Source organism: Xenorhabdus santafensis, from assembly GCF_033949405.1.
GTDB classification, from domain to species: domain Bacteria; phylum Pseudomonadota; class Gammaproteobacteria; order Enterobacterales; family Enterobacteriaceae; genus Xenorhabdus; species Xenorhabdus santafensis.
In genome coordinates this window covers 80143-103505 of record NZ_VCDN01000031.1, presented here as the reverse complement: position 1 = coordinate 103505, position 23363 = coordinate 80143, and the positions used below count along the sequence as shown (strand labels likewise).

The 23363-nt window shown below is 43.9% G+C and carries 18 protein-coding genes, 2 pseudogenes and 1 other annotated feature; of the genes and pseudogenes, 7 read left to right on the top strand and 13 right to left on the bottom strand.

Annotation, left to right across the window (positions count from 1 at the left end; genetic code table 11):
* The first annotated feature begins 31 nt into the window (after positions 1 to 31).
* The 3 genes and pseudogenes from FE392_RS09135 to FE392_RS09125 all read left to right on the top strand — a co-directional run bounded on the left by FE392_RS09135 (position 32) and on the right by FE392_RS09125 (position 3897).
* On the top strand, positions 32 to 670 hold the full coding sequence (locus FE392_RS09135; protein ID WP_319929917.1) for an ArsR/SmtB family transcription factor: 639 nt from the start codon (positions 32 to 34) through the stop codon (positions 668 to 670).
* Between the two features lie 325 nt (positions 671 to 995).
* Positions 996 to 2411: pseudogene (locus FE392_RS09130) on the top strand (PTS transporter subunit EIIC); the annotation flags it as partial.
* 85 nt (positions 2412 to 2496) lie between these two features.
* A complete protein-coding gene (locus FE392_RS09125; RefSeq protein WP_319929916.1) occupies positions 2497 to 3897 on the top strand; it encodes a glycoside hydrolase family 1 protein in 1401 nt (466 codons plus the stop codon).
* Between the two features lie 127 nt (positions 3898 to 4024).
* On the opposite strand, the gene mog is transcribed toward FE392_RS09125, so the two are convergent.
* The 6 genes and pseudogenes from mog to FE392_RS09095 form a co-directional block, all read right to left on the bottom strand.
* Positions 4025 to 4600 (bottom strand): molybdopterin adenylyltransferase, encoded by a 576-nt coding sequence (mog, locus tag FE392_RS09120; RefSeq protein WP_319929915.1) that lies wholly within the window; start codon positions 4598 to 4600, stop codon positions 4025 to 4027.
* Positions 4601 to 5326: 726 nt separating this feature from the next.
* Positions 5327 to 6868, bottom strand: coding sequence for a PLP-dependent aminotransferase family protein (locus FE392_RS09115; RefSeq protein ID WP_319929914.1), 1542 nt, complete (start codon positions 6866 to 6868; stop codon positions 5327 to 5329).
* A 434-nt stretch (positions 6869 to 7302) separates the two neighbouring features.
* On the bottom strand, positions 7303 to 8037 hold the full coding sequence (locus FE392_RS09110; RefSeq protein ID WP_319929913.1) for a M91 family zinc metallopeptidase: 735 nt from the start codon (positions 8035 to 8037) through the stop codon (positions 7303 to 7305).
* Between the two features lie 260 nt (positions 8038 to 8297).
* Positions 8298 to 9251, bottom strand: coding sequence for a transaldolase (gene tal, locus FE392_RS09105; RefSeq protein ID WP_319929912.1), 954 nt, complete (start codon positions 9249 to 9251; stop codon positions 8298 to 8300).
* Positions 9252 to 9476: 225 nt separating this feature from the next.
* A pseudogene (locus tag FE392_RS09100) lies at positions 9477 to 9754 on the bottom strand (type II toxin-antitoxin system YafQ family toxin).
* 6 nt (positions 9755 to 9760) lie between these two features.
* Positions 9761 to 10021: a type II toxin-antitoxin system RelB/DinJ family antitoxin gene (locus FE392_RS09095; RefSeq protein WP_319929911.1), complete on the bottom strand. Its 261-nt coding sequence runs from the start codon at positions 10019 to 10021 to the stop codon at positions 9761 to 9763.
* A gap of 165 nt (positions 10022 to 10186) precedes the next feature.
* Between FE392_RS09095 and yaaA the strand changes: the two genes are divergently transcribed.
* Positions 10187 to 10963, top strand: coding sequence for a peroxide stress protein YaaA (gene yaaA, locus FE392_RS09090; protein ID WP_319929910.1), 777 nt, complete (start codon positions 10187 to 10189; stop codon positions 10961 to 10963).
* Positions 10964 to 11052: 89 nt separating this feature from the next.
* Here the strand turns inward: yaaA and thrC are convergent, their stop codons facing one another.
* From thrC to thrA, 3 genes are read right to left on the bottom strand one after another with little or no spacing between them, the layout of a single operon-like run.
* Positions 11053 to 12345 (bottom strand): threonine synthase, encoded by a 1293-nt coding sequence (gene thrC / locus FE392_RS09085; protein WP_319929909.1) that lies wholly within the window; start codon positions 12343 to 12345, stop codon positions 11053 to 11055.
* Positions 12346 to 12347: 2 nt separating this feature from the next.
* A complete protein-coding gene (gene thrB, locus FE392_RS09080) occupies positions 12348 to 13280 on the bottom strand; it encodes a homoserine kinase (protein ID WP_500692695.1) in 933 nt (310 codons plus the stop codon).
* Positions 13280 to 15739 (bottom strand): bifunctional aspartate kinase/homoserine dehydrogenase I, encoded by a 2460-nt coding sequence (gene thrA / locus FE392_RS09075; protein ID WP_319929907.1) that lies wholly within the window; start codon positions 15737 to 15739, stop codon positions 13280 to 13282. The genes thrB and thrA overlap by 1 nt, the downstream gene beginning before the upstream one ends.
* A 24-nt stretch (positions 15740 to 15763) precedes the next feature.
* Positions 15764 to 15881 (bottom strand) — a sequence feature (Thr leader region).
* Between the two features lie 684 nt (positions 15882 to 16565).
* Here thrA and arcA point away from each other — a divergent pair.
* Positions 16566 to 17282 (top strand): two-component system response regulator ArcA, encoded by a 717-nt coding sequence (arcA, locus tag FE392_RS09070; RefSeq protein WP_092510321.1) that lies wholly within the window; start codon positions 16566 to 16568, stop codon positions 17280 to 17282.
* Between the two features lie 260 nt (positions 17283 to 17542).
* Here arcA and creA read toward each other — a convergent pair whose 3' ends face one another.
* Positions 17543 to 18016, bottom strand: coding sequence for a protein CreA (creA, locus tag FE392_RS09065; protein WP_319929906.1), 474 nt, complete (start codon positions 18014 to 18016; stop codon positions 17543 to 17545).
* A gap of 795 nt (positions 18017 to 18811) precedes the next feature.
* On the opposite strand from creA, the gene robA reads away from it, so the two are divergent.
* Positions 18812 to 19699, top strand: coding sequence for an MDR efflux pump AcrAB transcriptional activator RobA (robA, locus tag FE392_RS09060; RefSeq protein WP_319929905.1), 888 nt, complete (start codon positions 18812 to 18814; stop codon positions 19697 to 19699).
* Here the strand turns inward: robA and gpmB are convergent.
* On the bottom strand, positions 19696 to 20343 hold the full coding sequence (gene gpmB, locus FE392_RS09055; protein ID WP_319929904.1) for a 2,3-diphosphoglycerate-dependent phosphoglycerate mutase GpmB: 648 nt from the start codon (positions 20341 to 20343) through the stop codon (positions 19696 to 19698). The genes robA and gpmB overlap by 4 nt on opposite strands.
* A gap of 54 nt (positions 20344 to 20397) precedes the next feature.
* Between gpmB and yjjX the strand changes: the two genes are divergently transcribed.
* The gene (gene yjjX, locus FE392_RS09050) at positions 20398 to 20931 is read left to right on the top strand and encodes an inosine/xanthosine triphosphatase (RefSeq protein WP_319929903.1); all 534 of its coding nucleotides are present in this window, start codon (positions 20398 to 20400) and stop codon (positions 20929 to 20931) included.
* Between the two features lie 65 nt (positions 20932 to 20996).
* On the opposite strand, the gene trpR is transcribed toward yjjX, so the two are convergent.
* A complete protein-coding gene (gene trpR / locus FE392_RS09045) occupies positions 20997 to 21353 on the bottom strand; it encodes a trp operon repressor (RefSeq protein ID WP_319929902.1) in 357 nt (118 codons plus the stop codon).
* Positions 21354 to 21409: 56 nt separating this feature from the next.
* Entirely contained in the window at positions 21410 to 23329 is a 1920-nt protein-coding gene (gene sltY / locus FE392_RS09040) for a murein transglycosylase (protein ID WP_319929953.1), read from the bottom strand.
* Positions 23330 to 23363: the final 34 nt, after the last annotated feature.

Below are 23363 nucleotides of genomic sequence, written 5' to 3'. Positions count from 1 at the left end.
TGAATGTAATAGTGTTGGAAGTATGATGTCAATGTTTGATAAACAATTTCTTGATGAAGTTGCGGAAATTGCCAAAGTGCTGGGAAATCCTCATCGCCTAACTTTGTTTCAATGCTTGGTTAATTCTGAGCAATCCGTGGAAAATCTATCGGAGCTTTCTGGCCTGTCCATTGCCAATACTTCTCAACATCTCCAGCTCCTCAAACGGGTCGGTTTACTTCAATCCCGCAAATCAGGAAAGCATGTGTTTTACCGCCGGGGAGAAGGGCCGGTGCAAGAAATTATCTCTGCACTCCAGAAATATGCTGAATTTAACCGCACAGAAATGCGCAGGCTGATTGATGATACGAACAGTCAGGAAGCGATTTCATGGGAAGAGTTGCTGGACAGGATCAAAGAGCAGAGCATGACGCTACTGGATGTCAGGCCAAAAGAGGAATTCGAACAAGGCCACTTGCCCAATGCCATCAATATTCCCATCGATGAACTGGAAAATCGGCTAAGTGAATTGCCATCCCGTCAGGAATTGATCGCTTATTGCCGCGGCCCTTATTGCGTGCTTTCCGCCAATGCCCTTGAATTGCTTCGGGCTAAAGGAATTCAGGCCCGCCGATTTAAAAAAGGGTTTGCGGAATGGCGGGATGCAGGAATGAAGATAGAGAAGAATTAAATTTAAAATGTAATTTTGAGGGAATTCAAGATTACTGTTTTTCGTTTATGACTGCAGGGGCTTAATCCCAGTAGGAAAAAAATCTGATATCGATCTTCTTTATGACATAGAGAAGGCGTGTCGGATTTTTTTTCATCTATAGTTTTTAATATATATCCAATGGATTTAAAAATGCGGCGTGACGGCTAGGAAATGGCAAATTAGTCGAGAATAAATTCGCCAGGCCACAGGCTGGATTTTTGGATGTCATCAAAAGCTGGATGCTAACAGAGATAAAACCTCTTGCGACTGGAATATGTGCAGTGCATAAAACGAGGAAAGCAGCATGAAATACCGCAGTCTGGCTCAGGAAATCATTATTGATGTTGGTGGCAAAGAAAATATCGTCAGTCTTATCCATTGCGCGACTCGGCTACGCTTTAAACTCAAAAACCGGGCATTGGCCGATATAGATAAAATTAAAGCTAACACGGGTGTTATCACAGTCGTTGAAAGCGGGGGGCAATTTCAGGTTGTCATCGGTAACAACGTTGGAGAGGTTTATCAGGCCATTCAACAAATTTTACACCTTTCTGATGCGCCAGCACCGACAGCAGAGGCTGGGGACAAAGAGGAAAAAACAGAAAACTTATTTAATCGCTTCATTGACGTCGTTTCGGGAATTTTCACGCCTTTTCTCGGCGTTATGGCGGCTGCGGGTATTTTGAAAGGCTTACTTTCAGTTGCCATTGTATTTGATTGGACATCACATGAAAGTGGAACTTATCGCATCTTATATGCGGCGAGTGATTCGTTGTTCTACTTTTTCCCTCTGTTATTGGGGTATACAGCCGGTAAAAAATTTGGCGGCAACCCTTTCATTTCGATGGCAATTGGTGGGGCGCTGGTTCATCCACTGATTATCTCCGCTTTTGAAACTTCAACTGTTGCGGGTAGCCCAATTGAACATTTTATGGGAATACCCATCACATTTTTGAACTATAGCTCCTCGGTAATTCCGATTATTTTGGCTTCTTGGTTGAGTTGTTTGTTGGAAAAAAAACTCAACGCGTACTCCCCGGCGGCAATCAAAAATTTCACGACCCCTCTGATTTGCCTGATGTTGATGGTTCCGCTGGTATTTATTGTCATTGGCCCTATTGCCACTTGGCTAAGCCAGCTATTAGCCAATGGATATCAGGCCATTTATGCGTTCGCCCCGGTTTTGGCGGGGGCTGTTATGGGCGCTATTTGGCAAGTCTGTGTCATTTTTGGCCTGCATTGGGGCTTGGTGCCTGTTGTCGTCAATAACCTGGCAGTCATCGGGCATGATACGTTATCGCCTTTATTGCTGCCTGCTGTGCTGGGGCAAGCAGGGGCAGCATTCGGGGTATTCCTTCGTTCCCGTGATGTTAAGTTGAGAATGCTATCCGGCTCTACTGCCATATCCGGCTTCTTCGGTATCACGGAACCGGCTGTTTATAGCGTAACTCTACCTTACCGACGCCCCTTTATTTTTGGTTGCATAGCCGGAGCCATCGGTGGCTCAGTCGTTGGGTATTACCAAAGTGCTGTTTATTCAGCGGGGATAGTCAACATGTTAACCATCACTCAAATGATCCCACCGTCAGGACTGGATAATACGGTGTGGGGGGCGTTATTCGGTGCGTTATTGGCGCTTGCTGTATCTACTGTTTTGACTTGGAAGTTTGGTCTGCCAGCGACTGCGATTTCAGCTACTGAGATGCCAACGGCCACGAATTTACCTGTATCAAGAGTTGGACGAGAGATAGAACGAAACTAATTACTGTTCATTAATTATTTATAAGCGATAAGAGGAAATTTGAATGAAACAGTTCCCAACGCATTTCCTGTGGGGCGGCGCAATTGCAGCCAATCAGGTTGAAGGTGCTTATTTGACGGATGGAAAAGGGATATCTACGTCAGATGTTATGCCCCAAGGTATCATAGGCCCCATTATCGAACGTGATCTTTCGGACAAAACACCCTATCTCAAAGATATCGCTATCGATTTTTATCACCGTTACCCTGAAGATATCGCTCTGTTCGCTGAAATGGGCTTTAAATGCCTGCGCACTTCCATAGCATGGAGCCGGATCTTTCCACAAGGGGACGAAGCACAGCCTAACGAAGCCGGGCTGGCATTTTATGACAGATTGTTCGATGAAATGGCGAAGCACGGCATTCAGCCTTTGATCACCTTATCCCATTATGAAATGCCGTGGGCATTGGTTAAAAAATATGGTGGCTGGGGTAATCGTAAATTAATCACGTTCTTTGAGCAGTACGCACGTACGGTATTCACCCGTTATCAGAAAAAAGTGAAATTATGGCTGACATTCAATGAGATTAATATGTCATTGCATGAACCTATGACTGGCGTTGGATTGGCAAGAAACAGCAGTAAATCTGACATTTATCAGGCCATTCACCATCAATTAGTTGCCAGTTCCCGCGTGGTTAAAATGTGCCGGGAAATTATTCCAGATGCCCAAATTGGGAACATGTTATTGGGGGGATTGGTGTACCCACTCACGTGTAAACCAGATGATGTATTGGCGGCACTTCAACAAAATCAAAAATGGCTGTTCTTTGGGGATGTTCAATGTCGCGGCAGCTATCCGAGCTACATGCTGCGTTATTTCCGCGAAAACGGCATTAATCTCGTGATAACGGAACAAGATAGATTGGATTTGAAAAATACTGTCGATTTTATTTCGTTTAGTTATTACATGAGTGGCTGCACAACAGCGGATGAATCAGAATACCAGAAACAGCAGGGCAATATCCTGCGGATGATAACCAACCCGCATTTGCCCAGCTCCGAGTGGGGATGGCAGATAGATCCGGTTGGGTTACGAGTTTTATTGAATTTACTGTGGGATCGTTACCAGAAACCGTTATTTATTGTTGAAAATGGGTTGGGTGCCAAAGATAAGCTGGAAGCGGACGGCAGTATTCAGGATGATTATCGTATCCAATATCTCAACGATCATCTTATTCAGGTCAGGGAAGCGATCGAGGATGGGATTGAAATTATGGGTTATACCAGTTGGGGCGCGATTGATTTGGTCAGTGCTTCAAAAGGTGAGATGAGCAAACGCTACGGTTATATCTATGTTGACCAGAATGAGCAAGGAACCGGCTCGTTGGAGCGCCGCCGCAAGAAAAGTTTCCACTGGTATAAGCAATTGATTGAAACCAACGGCGAAAGTTTGAGTAAATGATAGGGTTTTCGGCTTACATCAATTCACTTTATCAAACTTACTTTATCCATAAAGGTTCTGGATCGGTTCAGAACCTTTACGACAGAAGGGGAAGCATGAGGAATGCTAAAGGAAAAATGGCAACCCCTTAACGACGGGCATTTTTGGGCCTGAATGCGGCGACAACCGATTCGTCAGTTTCCACATAAGGGCCATCCAACAATTGGATGCAATAAGGCACACTGGCAAAAATACCGGAAACTATCACTTTGCCACTCTCGTCCTTCAACCCTTCCAACGTTTCTGCAATAGCTTTAGGTTGCCCGGGCAGGTTGAGGATTAACGCCTGATTGCGGATGACGCCTACCTGACGGGAAAGGATTGCGGTTGGAACAAATTTCAGGCTGATTTGGCGCATTTGCTCCCCAAATCCGGGCATTTCACGATCGGCGATTGCCAGTGTTGCATCCGGCGTGACATCGCGACGGGCAGGGCCTGTTCCTCCAGTGGTCAATACCAAATGGCAGCCCAACTCATCGACCAATTCACACAGGGTTTGTTCGATCAGGGGTTGTTCGTCGGGGATCAGGCGAGTTTCTACGTTGAAAGGTGTGGTAATTGTTTTTTCCAGCCACTCTTCCAGAGCTGGCAGCCCCTTATCCTGATAGACACCATTGGAAGCTCGATCGGAAACAGATACGAGGCCAATGCGCAAAGTATTCATACAAACCTCAGTTAATAGTAATAGAAAGCAATCAAATTTGTCACCTGCCACGAGTGAAAAGCAACAAGTGCGCAAAGTGGACATTCGCGTGGTCAGGCAATGGTAGCATTTCCTTGAATTCGTTGCAGCGCAATCATGGAGATGGGTTTTATAAGGCACTGCGGGGAGGATTTTGTAGAGATCTCTTTTTGTCAAAGGCAGAAAGAAATGGATCAGAAGTATCTGGGGTAACTGTGGCAATTTAGAGTTGTTAAATGTCGGGGAGCGGCATGAAGGCTGATATTTATAATATGGGCAATGGAACGACATCCGATAGCCATTCTTGATCATATCAATGAGTTTTTGGTGAGTATCAGGCTATGCAGCATTATAGATAAATAAGAGCCGCCATGTTTTGCAGCAATAAGTACAAAGATAGGGTCATATATTAAATGAGTTAGATGAAGTGTTAAAAATAATATTCATATTCAGTAAAGGTTCCTGCCACTTGATCGTGCGTTTATTCCTATTTTGAATAATCCACGTTTTCCTATTCAGCTTTTGGTCTTGTGCCCATAAGCATTGCGTATAACTGAGTTTACTTCATATGACTTCTAAAATTATTTTTTCAGAAGCCATATGTACATTAGACCTTAAGCCCTATTTGTTGGTGCAGTTGATTTCAGAAAATGACAACGGCCACACCGTATGACTTTCTCGGCTATCAGGATTATTGGGTTTTAATAATTAGCCGCACATAGCGGTGAGTTCTGGCTGATTATTCAAAGATAGTTTTCTGTTAAAAGCGCCAGGTTGGCTCAATGCCGTTATAAATTGGTTAATTAGCTCATCTGTCACGTGATGCATAATGAAAAAGTGTGCATATTTAATACCATCTTTAACTTCCGTCGACAGTGAGAAATCATCAACAATATCATTGTTAGGGCAAAGGAAAAGGATGCAAAGGGAAAGTGGTGAACGATGGACGTGCAGATCCAGACCAATCTCGCCACTCAATGCCAGCAATTTCTGATAGATATTTTCACTCTTCCTAACTCGATGGATGATGTTTTCAATCTGGTCATTATAAGAATGTGTGGCCAGATAATGCCAAAGCAGCAGTGCCGAAAAACCATTTCTCGAACCCGATAAAGTAGAATCCTGAGCACCGATATAATCCACACTGTGGAAGTCTAGCAGGTATTTTTGTTTGGTCAGATAAACGCCTGTCGGCCATGGTGTTCCCATTTCTTTGTGACCGCTGGTCACCATCGAATGGATTGGGTTTCTGAAATCAAATGAAGGAAGCGCTCCTAAACCAATATCGATTCCTTGCTCTCTCGCTTTTTCTAGGAATGGGCCATAAACAGCGCCCAATGCGCCATCAATGTGGAACCAATAGCCATTTCGAGGGCTTTTAACAATTTGGCCATTTTCCAGTGTAATGGGAAGCGTTCTATCTTTGAGGCCGTACTTCTCAAGTATGGGGAGCAGTAAATCAATCGCACCGCTGACATCATCCAGAGCACCTTTAAAGGTTGTGCCATAGTTGAAATTGACCACGATCGGGAAACCGCGTGACGCAAAAAACTCTACGAGTATGCTTAATTTATTTAGATCAATTGAGCCTGTTGGCAGAGATGGAACTTTTGTTGGCCATTTGCCATTATCCGTTTTAAGAGGGCATTGTCCCGGATAACGCGATTCACCAATTTCAGCAAAAGTCGGTAGCAACAAAATATCTTTGGCTTTATCAATTGAGTAGTGTGTATCTTCGGAGTAAAAAAGTATGGGGGTTAGTGAATTTTCATTACCTTCCAGACAGACTCTTCGTTCAATGTAATTATCTGAATTCAAATCAACCCAGAGTGCTTTTCCAGACAAATAGTCACGCGCATTACGCAGGGCATATAAATTCCCTTCCGTGCTTCCCATTGACAAGATATAACCCCAATAGCCTTCACCTAATGCGGTGTTATTGCTGTCAGGTGCGTGCCAAAGTTTAGCAAAATAATCCAATACAGCACATTCAGCAACCTTTGTGTTAAGTCTATAATTACCTGCCTGAAATGGATCGCCAACATTGTTCAAATGAATATCTAGGTATTCACTCAGATCCAATGAATAACGAAATTTTTGGCTGGTTTGATAACCTAGAAATTTGCTCTGTGTTTTCTTTACATATGACCTTAGACCTGACAAGGCTTTCCCACGTTCAGTATCTGTTAAACCATATTCAGATAATTTAAATAAAGATTCATCAAGGTTAATATAAATTTCATCATTCATATTTTGTCCAGCTTAAAAAATTAAAATTGAAATTGTAATTGCTTTGTTTGTTATGGAATTAAATTAAAATTTTTATAAAAATTATTAACCATAAAAATTTAATAATATAGTGTTATTATCAATGTTATTTATAATCTCATGTTGCCATTTGAGATCTTTATATTATCTTTTATGCTTTATTGCTCAAATTTTAATAAAAATGGTAATTTCAATTAATAGTTAACTATTAAAAAATAAAACACCCATATAAATTAATCAATTGGAAATGTTTATTTAATTATTGCGGGAGTTAATTATCGATAGTTCAATTGTATGTTATTTTTTAATTTCAGAAAAAGACACCATTTCAGTGGAACTCACAGTACAAAGCAGGCTGCCAGATTAATTTTTTACTTAGGCCAGCAACAGTGTTAGACGAGTGATGGCTAAGCTAATTACAACTTAGGAGTCTGGTGAGGAAGCAGAGGATGTAGCTCTTCTGGGGAGCTATCAAAGCTTTTACTGCCTGTATTGTCGTCGTGTATGAGGGTATCGCTACTTTGATAAGATGTTCTGAGAGGAACCTTTATTTCTTTTCTGAATTTATTTTCTGAAAACTCTTCATCTGAAAAACTACCCAATCCCACTGTTCTTGCTTCTTCAAGTAAAACGTTGCTGCTCGCTGATGAGTGTGGATCAGAAGGCATTACGACAAGACGATTCCCTTTCAAATTATGGAAAACATGCAGTAATTCATGATACACGATACATGCATAAAACTGTTCCAATGTCATATCATTCGAATAGTTTGAGTCATAGATGGGTTTGAGTGAAGGCAGATAGCAATGAAACTCGGAACCCGTTCCTCTACGGTTATGGGCATCATCAAAGTAGTTCGGCTTAACATACGGGTTTTTGTCATAATCCAGATGAATCACGATGTTTTTTGACTTAAGTCGGGAAATATATCGAATGGATTCCAGCAAACGCGCCCCGCTATGAGTAGATTCAATTTTTTTGAAGGCTTGTGCAACTAATTGATAATTAGCCTTATCATGCCCTACAAAAGAGAGTTGCTTGTTATGTCGGAAGAATCCTACTGAGGAGCATCTGATTAAATGCTGAATGACCGGGCCTAAAGTCAAATTAGGCTGTTCTAGCGTTGGTAATGGGCTTAGATTCTGTGACATAGGTCGCCGCATAGATATAGGTCTTCTCATAAACGCCCCCAACAATATCTATATTGATTAATTTATTTCGGATATATCTATAGTGACTATAGAAATGATGAGATATGAAATCAAGGTAGCTTCATTCAAAAACGATATGCCTTCATCAGCAGAATAAATGGAAAAATGGGTTATTTATTGAGTTAAAACAAGACAAAAAAAGGCGGCTCGAGAGCCACCTTTAATATGAGAATCTGAATAAAAAAGCGTGTCGCTTGAGATTACAGCAGGTCTGCGATCATGCTTTCAAGTTTGCCTTGGTCGATTGCAAACTTACGGATACCTTCCGCCAGTTTTTCAGTTGCCATTGCATCCTGATGGTGTTCCCAATAGAACTCAGCTTCAGTCATTGGTTCTGGGCGTGCTTTGGTTTCGCCTTCATAGCCCAGCTTGCGCTCGACTTCACCTTCCGCTTCAGACAGCTCTTTCAGCAAGGCTGGAGAGATTGTCAGGCGGTCACAGCCAGCCAGTTCCAGAATTTCGCCAGCGTTACGGAAACTTGCGCCCATGACGACGGTGTTGTAGCCGTGCTCTTTGTAGTATTGGTAAATTTCAGAGACAGAAATTACACCTGGATCTTCATGTGGTGCGAACTCTTTCTTGTCGCTGTTCGCTTTGTACCAGTCGAGAATACGGCCGACGAATGGAGAAATCAGGAAAACACCCGCTTCTGCGCAAGCACGTGCTTGGGCAAAGGAGAACAACAAAGTCAGGTTACAGTTGATGCCTTCTTTTTCCAACTGCTCTGCCGCACGGATACCCTGCCATGTGGAAGCCAGTTTGATCAGGATACGGTCATTGCTGATACCTGCTTCGTTGTACAGCTTGATCAGGCGTTTTGCTTTCGCTACGCTGGCTGCGGTGTCATAAGACAGACGAGCATCAACTTCTGTGGAAATGCGGCCCGGGATCAGCTTCAGAATTTCCAGACCAATGTTAACTGCCAATTTGTCGCCGGCATCGATAATTTGCTGTTCACGGGAATCACTTTGACCACGCGCCCATGCAACTGCATCATCAATCAGTTGGCGATATTCCGGAATTTGGGCTGCATTCAAAATCAGGGAAGGGTTGGTGGTCGCATCTTGCGGCTGATACAGTTTCATCGCCGCGATATCCCCGGTATCTGCTACTACTGTTGTCAGTTTACGCAGGGAAGTCAGTTTATCGGTCATGTTTAATATCTCATCGTTATACGTAAAATCTTTGGCAACGTTGCCTCGCCATTCCGTGATAATAACATGGTCAAGTGCGGCTGTACCAATATCAACCTCAACGAGGCAACAAAAACGAATTTGCCGGGATCACAGTGATGAAGTGGGCAATAAATTTTAAAGAAAGTACCCTATTGAAAAAAACTCAATGAGCTGAAAATCCGCTTATGCGGATATATATTGAAATTAGAACAGGTCAGAATGGGTTCCTGTTCGTTCGAATCGAAGCAACTCGTCAGTAATTTTGTAGAATCTAAAATCCAATCGGGTTCTATATGAGCATCCCTATAACCTTTATAACTACCTTGTAGCTGATGATCTTTGTATACAGAGGGCAAAGGTAGCTCATCGTTAATTAGGTGCTTTATAAGTTTTTTTGATTTATTCATATCCTTATTTCGCTTCTGAGCCAATTTTACGTCCCTTTGAAACTGGCTGGAATATTCAATCTCCCGCTGTTTCATGGTGTATCAGATACCTAGTTGCTCAAATAGATCATCAGCATCTTTTGCTTTATGTATATCTAAACCCTTTTCACTGGCAGAAATGCTTTTATCAGTAATTTCGTTAGGGATACGAATATCGAACGGTAAAGCCTTTTCCTTAGCTACTTTGGTCAGAGTTATGCGCACTAGATCAGACAGAGTTAAACCCATACTAGCTAATACTTCAGCTGCTTCATTTTTTAGTTTTTCATCTATACGAGCACGAACAACAGCATTTGCAGGCATATTATATCTCCTGTGTTGGTTGATAAACATACAGTGGCCCAATTGGGCTACAAAATCAAATGCGGATATGTATTAATCGGAGTGTATTTTACATGCCTGGAACACCTCCCCTTTCTGTTCTTTTTTGCTAAAGTGATGAAAGCTCAGATTATCAGGAAAAAAACAATGCTTATTACTATTTCACCTGCAAAAACACTCGATTATGTCAGCCCACTCGCAACAGAAAAATATAGCCAACCAGAGTTGTTGGGCAATTCTCAGCAATTGATTGAGGTTTGCCGCACGTTAACTCCCGCGCAAATCGGCAGTTTGATGAGCATCAGCGATAAATTGGCCGGTCTGAATGCCGTCCGTTTCAGCGAATGGCAGCCCAATTTCACACCGGAAAATGCCCGTCAGGCGGTTTTGGCATTCAAGGGGGATGTTTATACCGGTATGCAGGCGGAAACCTTCTCTGCTGACGATTTTGATTTTGCCCAGACTCATTTGAGGATTTTATCTGGCTTGTATGGCGTATTGCGCCCCCTCGATTTGATGCAACCTTACCGTTTGGAAATGGGCATTAAGCTGGGAAATCCGCGTGGTAAAGATCTGTATGCGTTTTGGGGTGATAAGATCACGGAAAACTTGAATATGGCTCTGGAACAGCAGGGTGACGATGTTTTGGTTAATCTGGCATCAGACGAATATTTTAAATCGGTTAATACCAAAAAACTGTCTGCCAATATTATCAAACCTGTTTTTCTGGATGAAAAGAACGGCAAATTCAAAGTGATCAGTTTTTACGCCAAGAAAGCCCGTGGGCTGATGAGCCGCTTTATCATTCAGAATAAGCTGACTAATCCGGCACAGTTGATGGAATTTAATCTGGATGGATATGCTTTTGATGATGCGCTGTCTAAAGGGAATGAGCTGGTGTTTAAGCGCCCTGAGCAAGGTTAATTTCCCTGAACGGTGAATTTCACTCCACCTATCCAATAGGTGGAGTGAGGAATGTTAATTAATGCCAAACATTCTTATAGCTTGGCCCATTACTTGGGCGCTCGTTCCATCAAAAATTCGCGCAGGCTGGAAAAGTCAGCCGGCAAGAAATGGGAGAGCAAAGCCAAATCTGCCCGCTCTGCAAGTTCTGCCGGCAATGGCAGTGGCTGGCCGAGAATGGCCTCGACACTTTCTTTGAATTTGGCCGGATGGGCCGTGCCCAAAAACAGGCCGTATTCCCCTTCCTGTAATTGATCCCGCAAAACCCGGTAAGCAATGGCTGCGTGTGGTTCGGAAATGTAACCTTTTTCAGCCAGTTCCTGCATGGTGATTTGGGTGGTTGCGTCATCCACAACACCTCTTGCCAGCTCATCCAGTGCCCAGCCCTGACGTTTGAACAATTCTTCAATGCGTGGCCAGTTGTTGGGTTGGCTGACATCCATCGCGTTGGACAGTGTTGCGATGGTTTGATGAGGCTTCCACTCGCCTTCTGCCAAATAACGGGGAACCGTGTCATTAACATTGGTTGCTGCGACAAAACGTTTGATTGGCAGCCCCAGCGATTTTGCCAGCAAGCCAGCCGTTAAATTGCCGAAGTTGCCACTTGGCACAGAAATCACCAATTGTTCGCGTTTCTCGGCGGGGATCTGCGCAACGGCTTCAAAGTAGTAACAAATCTGTGCCAGTAATCGGCTGATATTGATGGAGTTGGCTGAATTGAGGTGCAGGGCTTGTTTTAGCTCTTCATCATCGAAAGCTTGCTTGACCAGCGCTTGGCAAGCATCGAAATCACCGTTGATGGCGACGGTGTGGATATTGCCACCCAGTGTACAGAAAAGTTTTTCCTGTAATGGGCTGATTTTGCCTTCCGGGTACAAAATCACCACTTGTACATTATCCAAACCATAGAAGGCATGAGCAACGGCGGCACCGGTATCCCCGGACGTGGCTGTCAGAATAGTAACAGGCTGTTCCCCGGCAATTTGTGCAAGAATTTGAGCCATGAAGCGGCCACCAAAGTCTTTGAAAGCTAACGTCGGGCCGTGGTATAGCTCCAGCGAAGCGATGTCTTCTTCAACTTTTTTTACAGGGGCAGGGAAAGCGAATGCGTTTTTAACGCGCTCTGCCAATTGCTCTGCGGGAATTTCATCACCAATAAAGGCAGAAAGGATCTTCTGGCTGCGGCTGGCAAAATCCAATTTCAATAGATCATCGATTTCGGCACGAGTGAATTTCGGTAAATCCTGCGGGAAAAACAGTCCTTGTTGTTTACCCAATCCCTGTTTTACTGCCTGTGAAAAACTAACCTGTTCGCTGCTGTCTTTTAAGTTATAAAGTTTCATAATTACCCTACCTGTCGTGCGCCTTCGAGATCCAGACGGCAAATGTGTACAAAGCCTTCGTCATTTTGTACGTAATGTTGTTGCAGCCATTGTGCGACTTCTTCAGCTATAGTCATGTCGTTGCAAATGGCAAAAAGTGTCGGGCCTGAACCGGAAATGCTGCACGCCAGTGCCCCTCGTTCTTTTACCGCATCACGTGCTTCAGCAAATCCGGGCAGAAGCTGTGTGCGATAAGGTTCGGCGACTACATCCTTCATCAGTTCGGCCGCCAATTCTGATTGGCGGGAGTGGCAGGCATGAATGAAACCTGCAAAATGGCGCCCGTGCTCGATGATGTCGTTGCGGGAATAGTGTTTCGGCAAGATAGCCCGTGCTTCTGCTGTCGGTACTTTGATGCCGGGGTAAGCCATTACCCACAGCCAATCATCAAATGATGGAATTGACTGGCAAAGCGGCGTGTTCTGCGATAACAGCAATTGCAAGCCACCCAGATAGCAAGGGGCAACGTTATCATAGTGCACCCCACCGGAAAGCCGTCCTTCCAGCTCCCCCATCATGGCCAACAATTGATCGCGGTTAAACGGGCGGCCGGCATATTCATTGAGGGCCACCAAGCCAGCGACGACTGAACAGGCACTGGAACCCAACCCGGAACCAATCGGCATGTTTTTTTCCAATGTCATGGCAACAGGAAGTTCTTTTCCCAGTTGCTGGCAAAAAAGCTGCCAGCATTGGTAGACAATATTTTGTTTGGGGTCGGCAGGTAATTTGCCGACAAAACGTCCTTGATTATTCAGACTGAAACGTTCAGCTTCACTGACGGAGACACAGTCTCCAAGCCACGAGCCATCAACGGGAGAAACTGCTGCGCCGAGCACATCAAACCCGACACCGACATTCCCGATAGAGGCAGGTGCATAAACCCTGATTGCCATTAAACCCCCAATTTCCATGACAGAGTACGTAATACATCAGCAAATACGCCGGCTGCCGTTACATCATTTCCAGCCCCATAACCACGTAGCACCAGTGGGATAGGTTGATAATAACGGGTATAGAAAGCCAGCGCGTTTTCGCCGTTTTTGACTTTATAAAGTGGATCGTTGCCATCAACGGCGACAATTTTCACAGTACAACGACCTTCTTCAATGAGACCAACATAGCGCAAAACTTCCCCTTGCGCTGCGGCATCGGCAACACGTTGAGTAAACGCCTGATCCAGTTGTGGCAAACGCTGCAAGAAGTCACTGACATCGCCGCTGGCATCAAAGGATGCAGGAAGTACTGGCTCAACATGGATATCTTCTAGCTCCAGTTCATAACCTGCCTCACGTGCCAGGATCAATAACTTGCGGGCAACGTCCATGCCAGAAAGATCATCGCGTGGATCAGGTTCCGTAAATCCTTTTTCTTTCGCCAGAAGAGTTGCTTGCGAAAGTGTCATGCCTTCATCCAGCATCCCGAAGATATAGGACAGAGAACCCGACAGGATCCCGCTGAACTGGACTAATTCATCCCCAGCATTGAGCAGGTTTTGCAAGTTTTCAATCACTGGCAAGCCTGCACCTACGTTGGTGTCATACATGAATTTGCGCTTCGATTTTTCCGCTGCCTTACGGATTTGGCGATAATAATCCATCGACAGGGTATTGGCTTTTTTATTCGGTGTGACAACGTTAAAGCCATCGCTCAGGAAGCTGGCGTATTGTTCTGCAATCGCCTGATTGGAGGTACAGTCAACAATGACCGGATTCAGCAAATGATACTCTTTCTCAAGGCGGATTAAGCGGCTCAGGCTAAAGGGTTCGGTTGCTTCGGACAGTGCCTGTTGCCAGTCGTCCAGACAAATTCCCTGCATATCCGTCAATAAAGCCCGGGAATTGGCGATGCCACAAACCCGCAGTTCAATGTGCTTTTGTTTAAGCCATGCCTGCTGGCGGCGGATTTGTTCTATTAATGCGCTTCCTACGCCACCCACGCCCACAACGAAGACTTCGACAACTTGTGCGGTGTTGAAAAGCATCTGGTGGCAGAGACGAACGGCAGTCGTTGCCGCATCGTTTTCAATGACGGCAGAAATGGAACGCTCGGAAGAGCCTTGCGCAATGGCAATAATGTTGATGTTGGCACGTGTCAATGCAGAGAAGAAATGGGCAGAAATACCGCGTTGAGTACGCATGCCGTCACCCACCACAGAAATGATGGCAAGGTTATTGATTACATCAATGGGATCCAGCACGCCGTCTTTCAATTCCAGATAAAATTCTTCTGTCAGTGCCTTCTGTGCTTTAACCAGCTCTTTTTGTGGAACACAGAAACTGATGCTGTATTCTGACGACGATTGGGTGATCAGTACGACAGAAATGCCTTTGCGGGACATGACGGAGAAGACCCGGGTAGCCATCCCGACCATCCCTTTCATACCGGGGCCGGAAACGTTGATCATCGCCATGTGGTTCAGGTTGGTAATCCCCTTGATTGGCATGCTGTCATCTTGCTGCCCATCACCGATAAAAGTGCCCGGAGCATCAGGATTGGCGGTATTTTTAATCAGGCAAGGGATCTGAAACTGGGCGATGGGAGCAATAGTGCGGGGATGAAGAACTTTCGCACCAAAATAGGACAATTCCATCGCCTCTTGGTACGACATGCTTTTCAATAAACGGGCATCTGCAACAGCCCTAGGGTCACAAGTATAGACGCCATCGACATCAGTCCATATTTCACAACAATCGGCCCGCAGGCACGCGGCCAGTACTGCGGCTGAATAATCAGAACCATTGCGCCCCAGTACCACAAGCTCGCCATTTTCGTTGCCCGCGGTAAAGCCGGCCATCAGAATAATGTGATCAGCAGGGATGTTGAGTTCAGCAATTCGTTCGGCAGAAACAGGGATATCAACGGTGGATTCAAGATAATGCCCATGTGCCAATAAGTTTTTGACAGGATCAATGACAGTCACTTTGTGGCCGCGAGCCTGTAACATGGCTTCCATGATGGCAATGGATAACTTTTCACCACAACAAATCAGCGTTGCATTAATGCTATCCGGGCATTGTTTCAGCAAAGAGACGCCGTGTAAGGTCTGTTTCAGGTGAGCCAGTTCCCGCTCGACAACGCCTTTCAGGCGCTCGTAATCGAACCCGGCTTGGTGTTCTTTCAATCCCGACAGCAAATCAGCAAAGATTTGGGTGGCGTCGCTCATGTGGGAAACAATATCTTGCCCGGTGACTGTTTTTTCAATCATTGCCACAAGGTGGTTGGTAATTTTTGCTGGTGCAGACAGAACCAAAGCAACTTGCCCAAGTGACAACTCATTTTCGGCGATTTCTGCCACACTCAGCATACGCTGGTGGTTTGCAACAGAAGTGCCCCCAAATTTCAGTACTCGCATTAACTTCCTCTCCTGATTTCTGTCCAAAAAAAAGCCCGCATCTTGTGGGATACGGGCTTGTTTTGTTTTATTTATACGCGTCAGCCCGCACCGTAACTCGTTGTTCCGGTGGTAATCGTGATTGTGGTGGTTGTAGTAACCGTTTTTTTCGGGCTGTTATGACGCATGGTTTCCTGTCTGCTTTTGATATGTTTGACCCCCTATTGGTTAAATTAATTGGTGGTCGAAGTCAAATTTTTTTTATAGAGAATGTATAAAAAAAAGTTTTTTTTCGTACTGCAAAGAACCAAAATATAACAAAAAGGACAAATCATTATCTGGGTGCTTAGCTTATTTCCCAGTATTTAATTTCACAAAAAACATATTTTGTAATTATTTTGTCTTTATGATAAAAACATGCGCGTCTGGACACCTGTGCCTGAGGCCGTCTCTTCTGGTCTCCAGGTTGTTACGACATTTTTTAACAAATTTTATTCAGATTAATAACAAAACATCTAGATTAAAATTAACAATTACAATTAATGTTAACGTGCTACAATTGATTTTGATATGTATCAACAAAAGTTAGTTTTTTTAGAAGGCATATGCATTACTAGCTGTTATATTGCTGTTAATAGACTAATATAGCACCTTGTTTAAATCGGGTTTTTTCAGGTATGTACCCTCCAAAAAAGCGACGCTGGCTTTTAGCGTAAAACATATCAAAACATTTATTTTGGGCATAAGCTGGTTTTCTGCATTCAGAACAAGATCAGCATATTTATCTTTTAATAATAACAGCTTATGTCATACAGATTCTGTTTTTTAGCGATTTTAGGTAGCAACCATGCAAACCCCGCACATTTTGATTGTTGAAGACGAAATTGTCACACGCAATACCCTTAAAAGCATTTTTGAAGCTGAAGGGTATGTCGTTTATGAAGCCACTGACGGTTCCGAAATGCACAACATTCTGTCAGATAACGATATCAATTTAGTGATTATGGATATTAATCTGCCAGGTAAAAATGGGCTGCTTCTTGCCCGTGAATTACGAGAACAGGCTAATGTCGCTCTGATGTTCTTGACTGGCCGTGATAATGAGGTGGATAAGATCCTTGGCCTTGAAATAGGTGCTGACGATTACATCACTAAGCCTTTTAATCCACGTGAATTAACCATTCGCGCTCGGAATCTGCTTTCGCGGACGATGAATCTGAGCCACTCCGGTGAAGAGCGTCGTCAGGTTGAAAGTTATAAATTCAATGGATGGGAATTGGATATCAATAGTCGTTCACTGGTTAGCCCTATGGGTGATCAGTACAAACTGCCACGCAGTGAGTTCCGTGCGATGCTTCATTTCTGCGAGAATCCGGGGAAAATTCAGACCCGCGCAGAGCTGTTGAAGAAAATGACCGGCCGTGAACTGAAACCTCACGATCGTACTGTTGATGTGACTATCCGTCGTATTCGTAAGCATTTTGAATCAACGCCAGATACACCAGAAATTATTGCGACTATCCACGGTGAAGGTTACCGTTTCTGTGGTGATTTAGACGACTGATTGATGTCGTTGCAGGCACCGGGAATTATCGGTATCGCAATAAAGATATAGCAGGAGCTGTTAAAGCTTAGTCAAAAAGCCCCGTATGTTTAATGACATCAGGGCTTTTCTTCTTTTGTTGTCGGTCTAAAGTTGTTGGCCTAAAGTTATTCGCCTAATTTTTCCGAAATGTAAACCTTGTCCAATTGTGAACTATGTCCAATTGTAAATGATGCAATCGCAAACCAGGACAAATTGTCAACCAACCCAAACATTGTTGGTTATTTCCACGGCATAATAGGCACAGCACTGATCGCATTCTTGGGTGAACCATCGATCACTTTGTCGGAATAAGTTAAATAGATCAGCGAATTACGATTTTGATCGTAGAAGCGTACAACCTGAAGTTTTTTGAACACCAAAGAGGTACGTTTCTGGAAGACGACCTGTCCTTTCTTAGGGGATTTTTTGATCTTATCTGCCAGCTCGATCGGGCCGACTTGTTGACAGGAAATGGCTGCGTCAGATGTATCCTCTGCTAATCCCAACCCTCCTTTGATACCGCCTGTCTTGGCCCTGCTCAAGTAACAGGTGACATTTTTAACATCAGGATCATCAAAGGCTTCTATCACTATCTTGTTATCCGGGCCAAAAAGTTTGAACACGGTATCGACGGAGCCTATCTCTTCAGCATGCAAAACGACAGGAGCAAAGAGCAAGGCTGCCGCTATCACTACTTTCTTCATTGTTACCATATTTAGTCCACTTAAATTCAACAAATACAGTGAAAATATCCATCATTAACATATAATGCAACTAAATGTATTTAGATTAGATATTTACGTAGCAAATGTATCTATAATGAAAAATCATAATATGAAAAGTTATCGCATTATAGTTTAACAAACATTCAAGGCGAGTAAATTGTGGACACTAAATCACTTCTATCGGCGATTCTGCTTCCCCAACTGCCATTCAAACAGGCGCATTTCTCAGAGGATTGTAATGATCATTAGAATGACATTCACTGTGCGGAATAATTAATTTAAATTTCTTATAATTCATTAAGTTATTTTATTCGTGAATCCAAAGCTTGACATTTTATTGGATCTGCTATTAATTTATTCCAAGCTTATTCTTGTTTAATTCGATTTTCGTGAATCTTTGACATAAGCTAACAATTATAGCGACTTAAGCAAAATATTTTCATGAGTAACTATTTATCAGCTAAATTAATTGTCACGGTTGTAATAGGGGTGTGTGATTAATTGGCTCAAATAAAAATATGATGATTATGGTAAGGAGGTAAAGGTTGCACCTTAAGGCAAATCCAACGCTGGCCAGAATGATAGGTGAACAGTAAGCGACCAAAAAATAAACCGCCAAACAACCCTAGAAACGAAGTTTTTATCTTTTGGAGAAAGATAAATGTTGATCATCTAACAAGCTACACAACAGATGTATTCATGAAAGTACTTTGATTTTTAACTTAACAAGTCTTTTCATATTTATATTATTTTCTTTCTTGTCTTAATGACTTAGGGATATGTATGAACCAAACCAACATTATTCGAGATCTGCTACATTGGTTAGATAACAATCTAGATAGTCCATTGTCCCTTGATAACGTTGCTGCAAAATCTGGTTACTCTAAGTGGCACTTACAACGAATGTTCAAAGATGTAACTGGTCAGGCTATTGGCTCTTATATTCGTGCAAGACGATTATCCAGAGCAGCTATTGCCCTGCGTTTGACCAGCCGCTCTATTTTAGATATTGCGTTGCAATATCGTTTTGATTCTCAACAAACTTTTACCAGAGCTTTCAAAAAACAGTTTAATCGAACGCCAGCTTCGTATCGCAGAAGTGATGAGTGGTGCGCAACAGGTATATGCCCACCTATTTTGCTGGACAATAAGCCACTGCCAGAGCACAAATTCGTGACTTTGGAAGACCAAACACTTGTTGGTACGGAACATACTTTCAGCTTTATGCTGGGTGAGTGGGCTGCGGCTGGCAAAGAGCTAAGACACGATTTTTGGGTTAATTATCTGGAAGACGCTGAAGTATTGCCGCCCAGATTGTATGGGTTGCACCATACCATCCTCAATGCAGAAAACGAAGATGAACACACTGTACTCTATACCACAGCCATAGAGCCGGAACACGCCACTTTTGAAACCAAAAAAAGCAATCCGGTTGTTTTGCCTGGCGGTAATTATATCTCGTTCAGTTATTTTGGTGACGATGAACAATTACACGATTTTCTCTTCACAGTTTATGGAGTTTGTTTACCAAAATTAAACATCACTCGCAGAAAGGGATACGATGTCGAGCGATACCACCTTACCAATCTTGAATGGAAAAACCCTAGGAATGAGTCTCAAACTGAACAGCATGTTTTGGAGTTTGAGTATCTCATCCCAATTGAGTGTTAACCCTGTAATTCATCCAAGGCGGGCATATCCAGATGTGTGATATCGCCCGCAGTTTCAATAATCCAGCCTGAAGCCAGCCACGGACTATCCTGATAATCCACTCTTGATATGGAACAGTTCCTCAGCCGTAAACGGCGCTCTGAATTGGCCGGAAGCCCCAAAATAGAGCAGAGCAAACTCACCAGAGCCATACCATGACTCACTAATAATGGGCGGCTGCCTGCGGGTAGGGTAAGGCAATTTTCCAACGCAGCTCTCATGCGGATAGACAATTCATTCATCGATTCACCTTCTGGGATCCGTCCATTTGGTGTACCATCGACAAGACTTTTGCGCCAGATTTCTTCTTCGGCAGTGAGAGAAGCCAGTTCGCGGTTTTCCAACACACCCATATGTAATTCCCGCAAACGCGGTTCCAGAATGACTTTGCAACCACAGGCCTTAGCGATGATTTCGGCTGTCTGGCGTGTTCGACCAAGGTCACTGGTGATAACATGGGTAATATTTTCTGATTTGACTCTTTGCGCAACTAGATGAGCCTGATGTTGGCCGTGCTCAGTCAAAGGACTGTCAGATTGCCCTTGAAGACGGCGAGCGACGTTCCATTCGGTTTCACCATGACGAACAAGATAGACCTGTAACATATTTAATTTCCGTTATACTGCATCATGAAATAATTCAAAGGATAATTTATTTATATGTACCACGTTATTGCAGCAACAACTAACCCTGCGAAAATAAAAGCGATTAGCCTTGCATTCGATGATGTTTTTGGCCCAGGCTCTTACCGTATAGAAGATGTCAACGTAGACAGCAGCGTTCCTCAACAACCTATCGGTAATACGGAAACCCGCACAGGTGCTCGTCATCGAGTGATGGCAGCTCGCCAGGTCAGGCCGGAAGCTGACTTTTGGGTTGGTGTAGAAGCGGGTATTGAAGATGACATGACGTTTGCCTGGATGGTTATTGAGCACAAGCAAATCAGGGGAGAATCGCGCTCCGCCAGTTTGATGCTGCCTGAAAAAGTCCTGGAAGGTATTCGGGAAGGACGTGAGCTTGGCCATGAAATGGCTTACGTGGCTGGCATTGATAATATTAAGCAAAAAGGCGGCGCAATCGGTTTTTTCACCAACGGCATTCTGACTCGTACCAGCGTTTACCATCAGGCTTTGATATTGGCTCTTGTTCCTATCCATCATGAAATTTACAAAGAATTAAATAACCAGCCTTAACAGCACACACAATGACAAGCAGTTTGGGGTCATGGCTAAATGACCCCAATAACCATTTAATTAAATTATTTAATTAAGTCGTTCTTTTTATCATTTAATAGCTGTTCTTCCAACCATGCTTTTACATGGGATGGTGCGGCTTTTAAGCTGTTTGAACCACGAGTAATTGTCGCAATACCTACACTGAGCTCGTTTTTCAATTCACGCTGGCTCATTTGCCCGCGCATTAATTCTTGAATAATCCGAACCCGGGTTGATAATGCCGTTCGTTCATCGGGAGTCAATAATAGCTGCAAAATAGAATGTTGCAAATTTTGTTCAAATGCAGTTTTCAATAATTCTACAAGCGCATGCCAATCGTCACCATTTTCCGGGGAGAGTGCCGGATCAATTAAATGATGTTGTGTTTGATTTTGGGTCATAGTCAGCTGCCATACTATTCAACTAGTACGGCAGCATACCATATTTATAACATAAATTAATAATGCTTCTGCCATTCACTTTCAGTCAGTATGCTTGTCATTTTTCCCATGAAGTTGTTGTAGAACACATCGTAAGCAAGGACATTTTTGACATAAGAGCGTGTTTCAGCAAAAGGAATGCTCTCAATAAACGCGATTGCATCAATGTTCCCGGCAGAGTTTGTCAGCCACCGGGTAACGTTTGTCGGGCCAGCGTTATAGGCGGCACTGGCTAGGATGCGGTTGTTATCAAAGCGTTGGTAAATTGAATCCAGATAAGCGGTGCCTATTTTAATGTTCACGGCCGGGTTCATCAGTTGGTTACTGCCGGCATAACCCTGAATTTTCTGACTCTTTACTGTATGTTCGGCTGTTTTGGGCATAATTTGCATTAATCCGCTGGCTCCTTTGGGAGAACGGGCTTCTGGATTCCACGCGCTTTCCTGACGGGCAATTGCCATTGCATAACTTGGCGAGATCTCTTTGTCCGACGTAAAATGGGTAAATTCGTTGTGCCACGCCAACGGAAAGCGTTCTTCAAGATGATCCCACATTTTGCCTGTAATAGTGGCTTGTACACTAAGCCCAGGCCAGTGCTGCTCAAATGCATAACGGGCGAGCTGTTCCTGCTTCAAGCGATTTTGTGATGAAACCAACCGAACCCATTCTGAGCGTGCTAAATCATTCATATGCCAATGCAGTAACTCACGGATGCGCTGAATTTCCGGCATATTGGCAAGCGAAGGTCCAGGCTTTTCTGATTTGTTGATAACCAGAGGATAGGGAACCTGCAATTTCTGGGCAGCAACCATAGGATAAAAACCGCGCTTCTCAGTCAATTTACGCAGTATTGCATCCCCTTTGGCATTTTTTCCCTGCTTAAGCAGAATGATGGCACTCCAGTATTGCCATTCATCTTGCTGTAAAATGTCTTTTGGCAGCAGTGATAACCACTCTTCCAGGCCGGTATAGTCATCATCCTTCAGCGCCAGACGGGCACGCCGTTCAAGCAATTTAGTTGAGTGGGAATCGCGGATGCTTGCATCCCGCCATTTTTCCTGCTCAGGAGTGATATCTCCCATTAATTGCCATACAACCAGATCTTTTAATTTCTGTACCTCAGCGTCATTCATTTTCTGTGTGCGGGCAAGTACAGGAATACTCATTCTGGCAGCTTCAGCGTTACTGCGGACAAAACGGGAAAACGCGTTTATGACAACCGAGCGGGTGAAGTCTGTTGGCGCTGCCGTCGTGGCAAATTGTTCAACCAATGCCGGATCCTGTTGCAGCTTAATTAAATCTGCCCCTAAGTTGTGGTAATCCAAAGGCAGGCGCTTGGCGAGGTAGTTAACAAGCGAAGTGTTATTCGCCTTCATTGCCAATTCGAGGCGCTGCAAAATCAAATCGGCCGATAAATAACCATTTTGTTCCCAGATATCGAACAGCTTATTGCAGTTTGTCGGCAATGAATTGCCGTTCAGCCAAATCTCTTGGGCACCTTTCCATGCGACGTGCTGATGTCCTGTGGCCCATTGGGCAAAGTAATAATTACAGCGTTCCGCAGTTGCAGCCGGCGGATTGGGGCTGAAAGCCAAAAGGCCATGCCAGTCACCCTCATTGGTGAGTTGGTTGATAAATCGAGTAGCCAGAGTTCGCGCAGGCGGCAAGGTCGGATGGGTGTTAATAAAGTGCTGAACTTGCTGCGGGGTAGCAATGGGTAAATCCTGAACCAATTGTCGATATTCAAGATAAGGGTATAGAGGATAATTTTTCAGGGTTGGCATCAGGCGCTCGACCTCAGCCATGTTTTTGGCATCCCATGCTTGTTTTATCTCTTGATATCTCTGGCGCTGAGCATCCAGAGAATCAGCATGCGCCATTCCAGCAACTACTGAAACCATGCTTGCAGCCATTGCAAAATGCTGCCACTTACTTATTGCCACACACCCCTCCAGAAGACTACTATCGGTA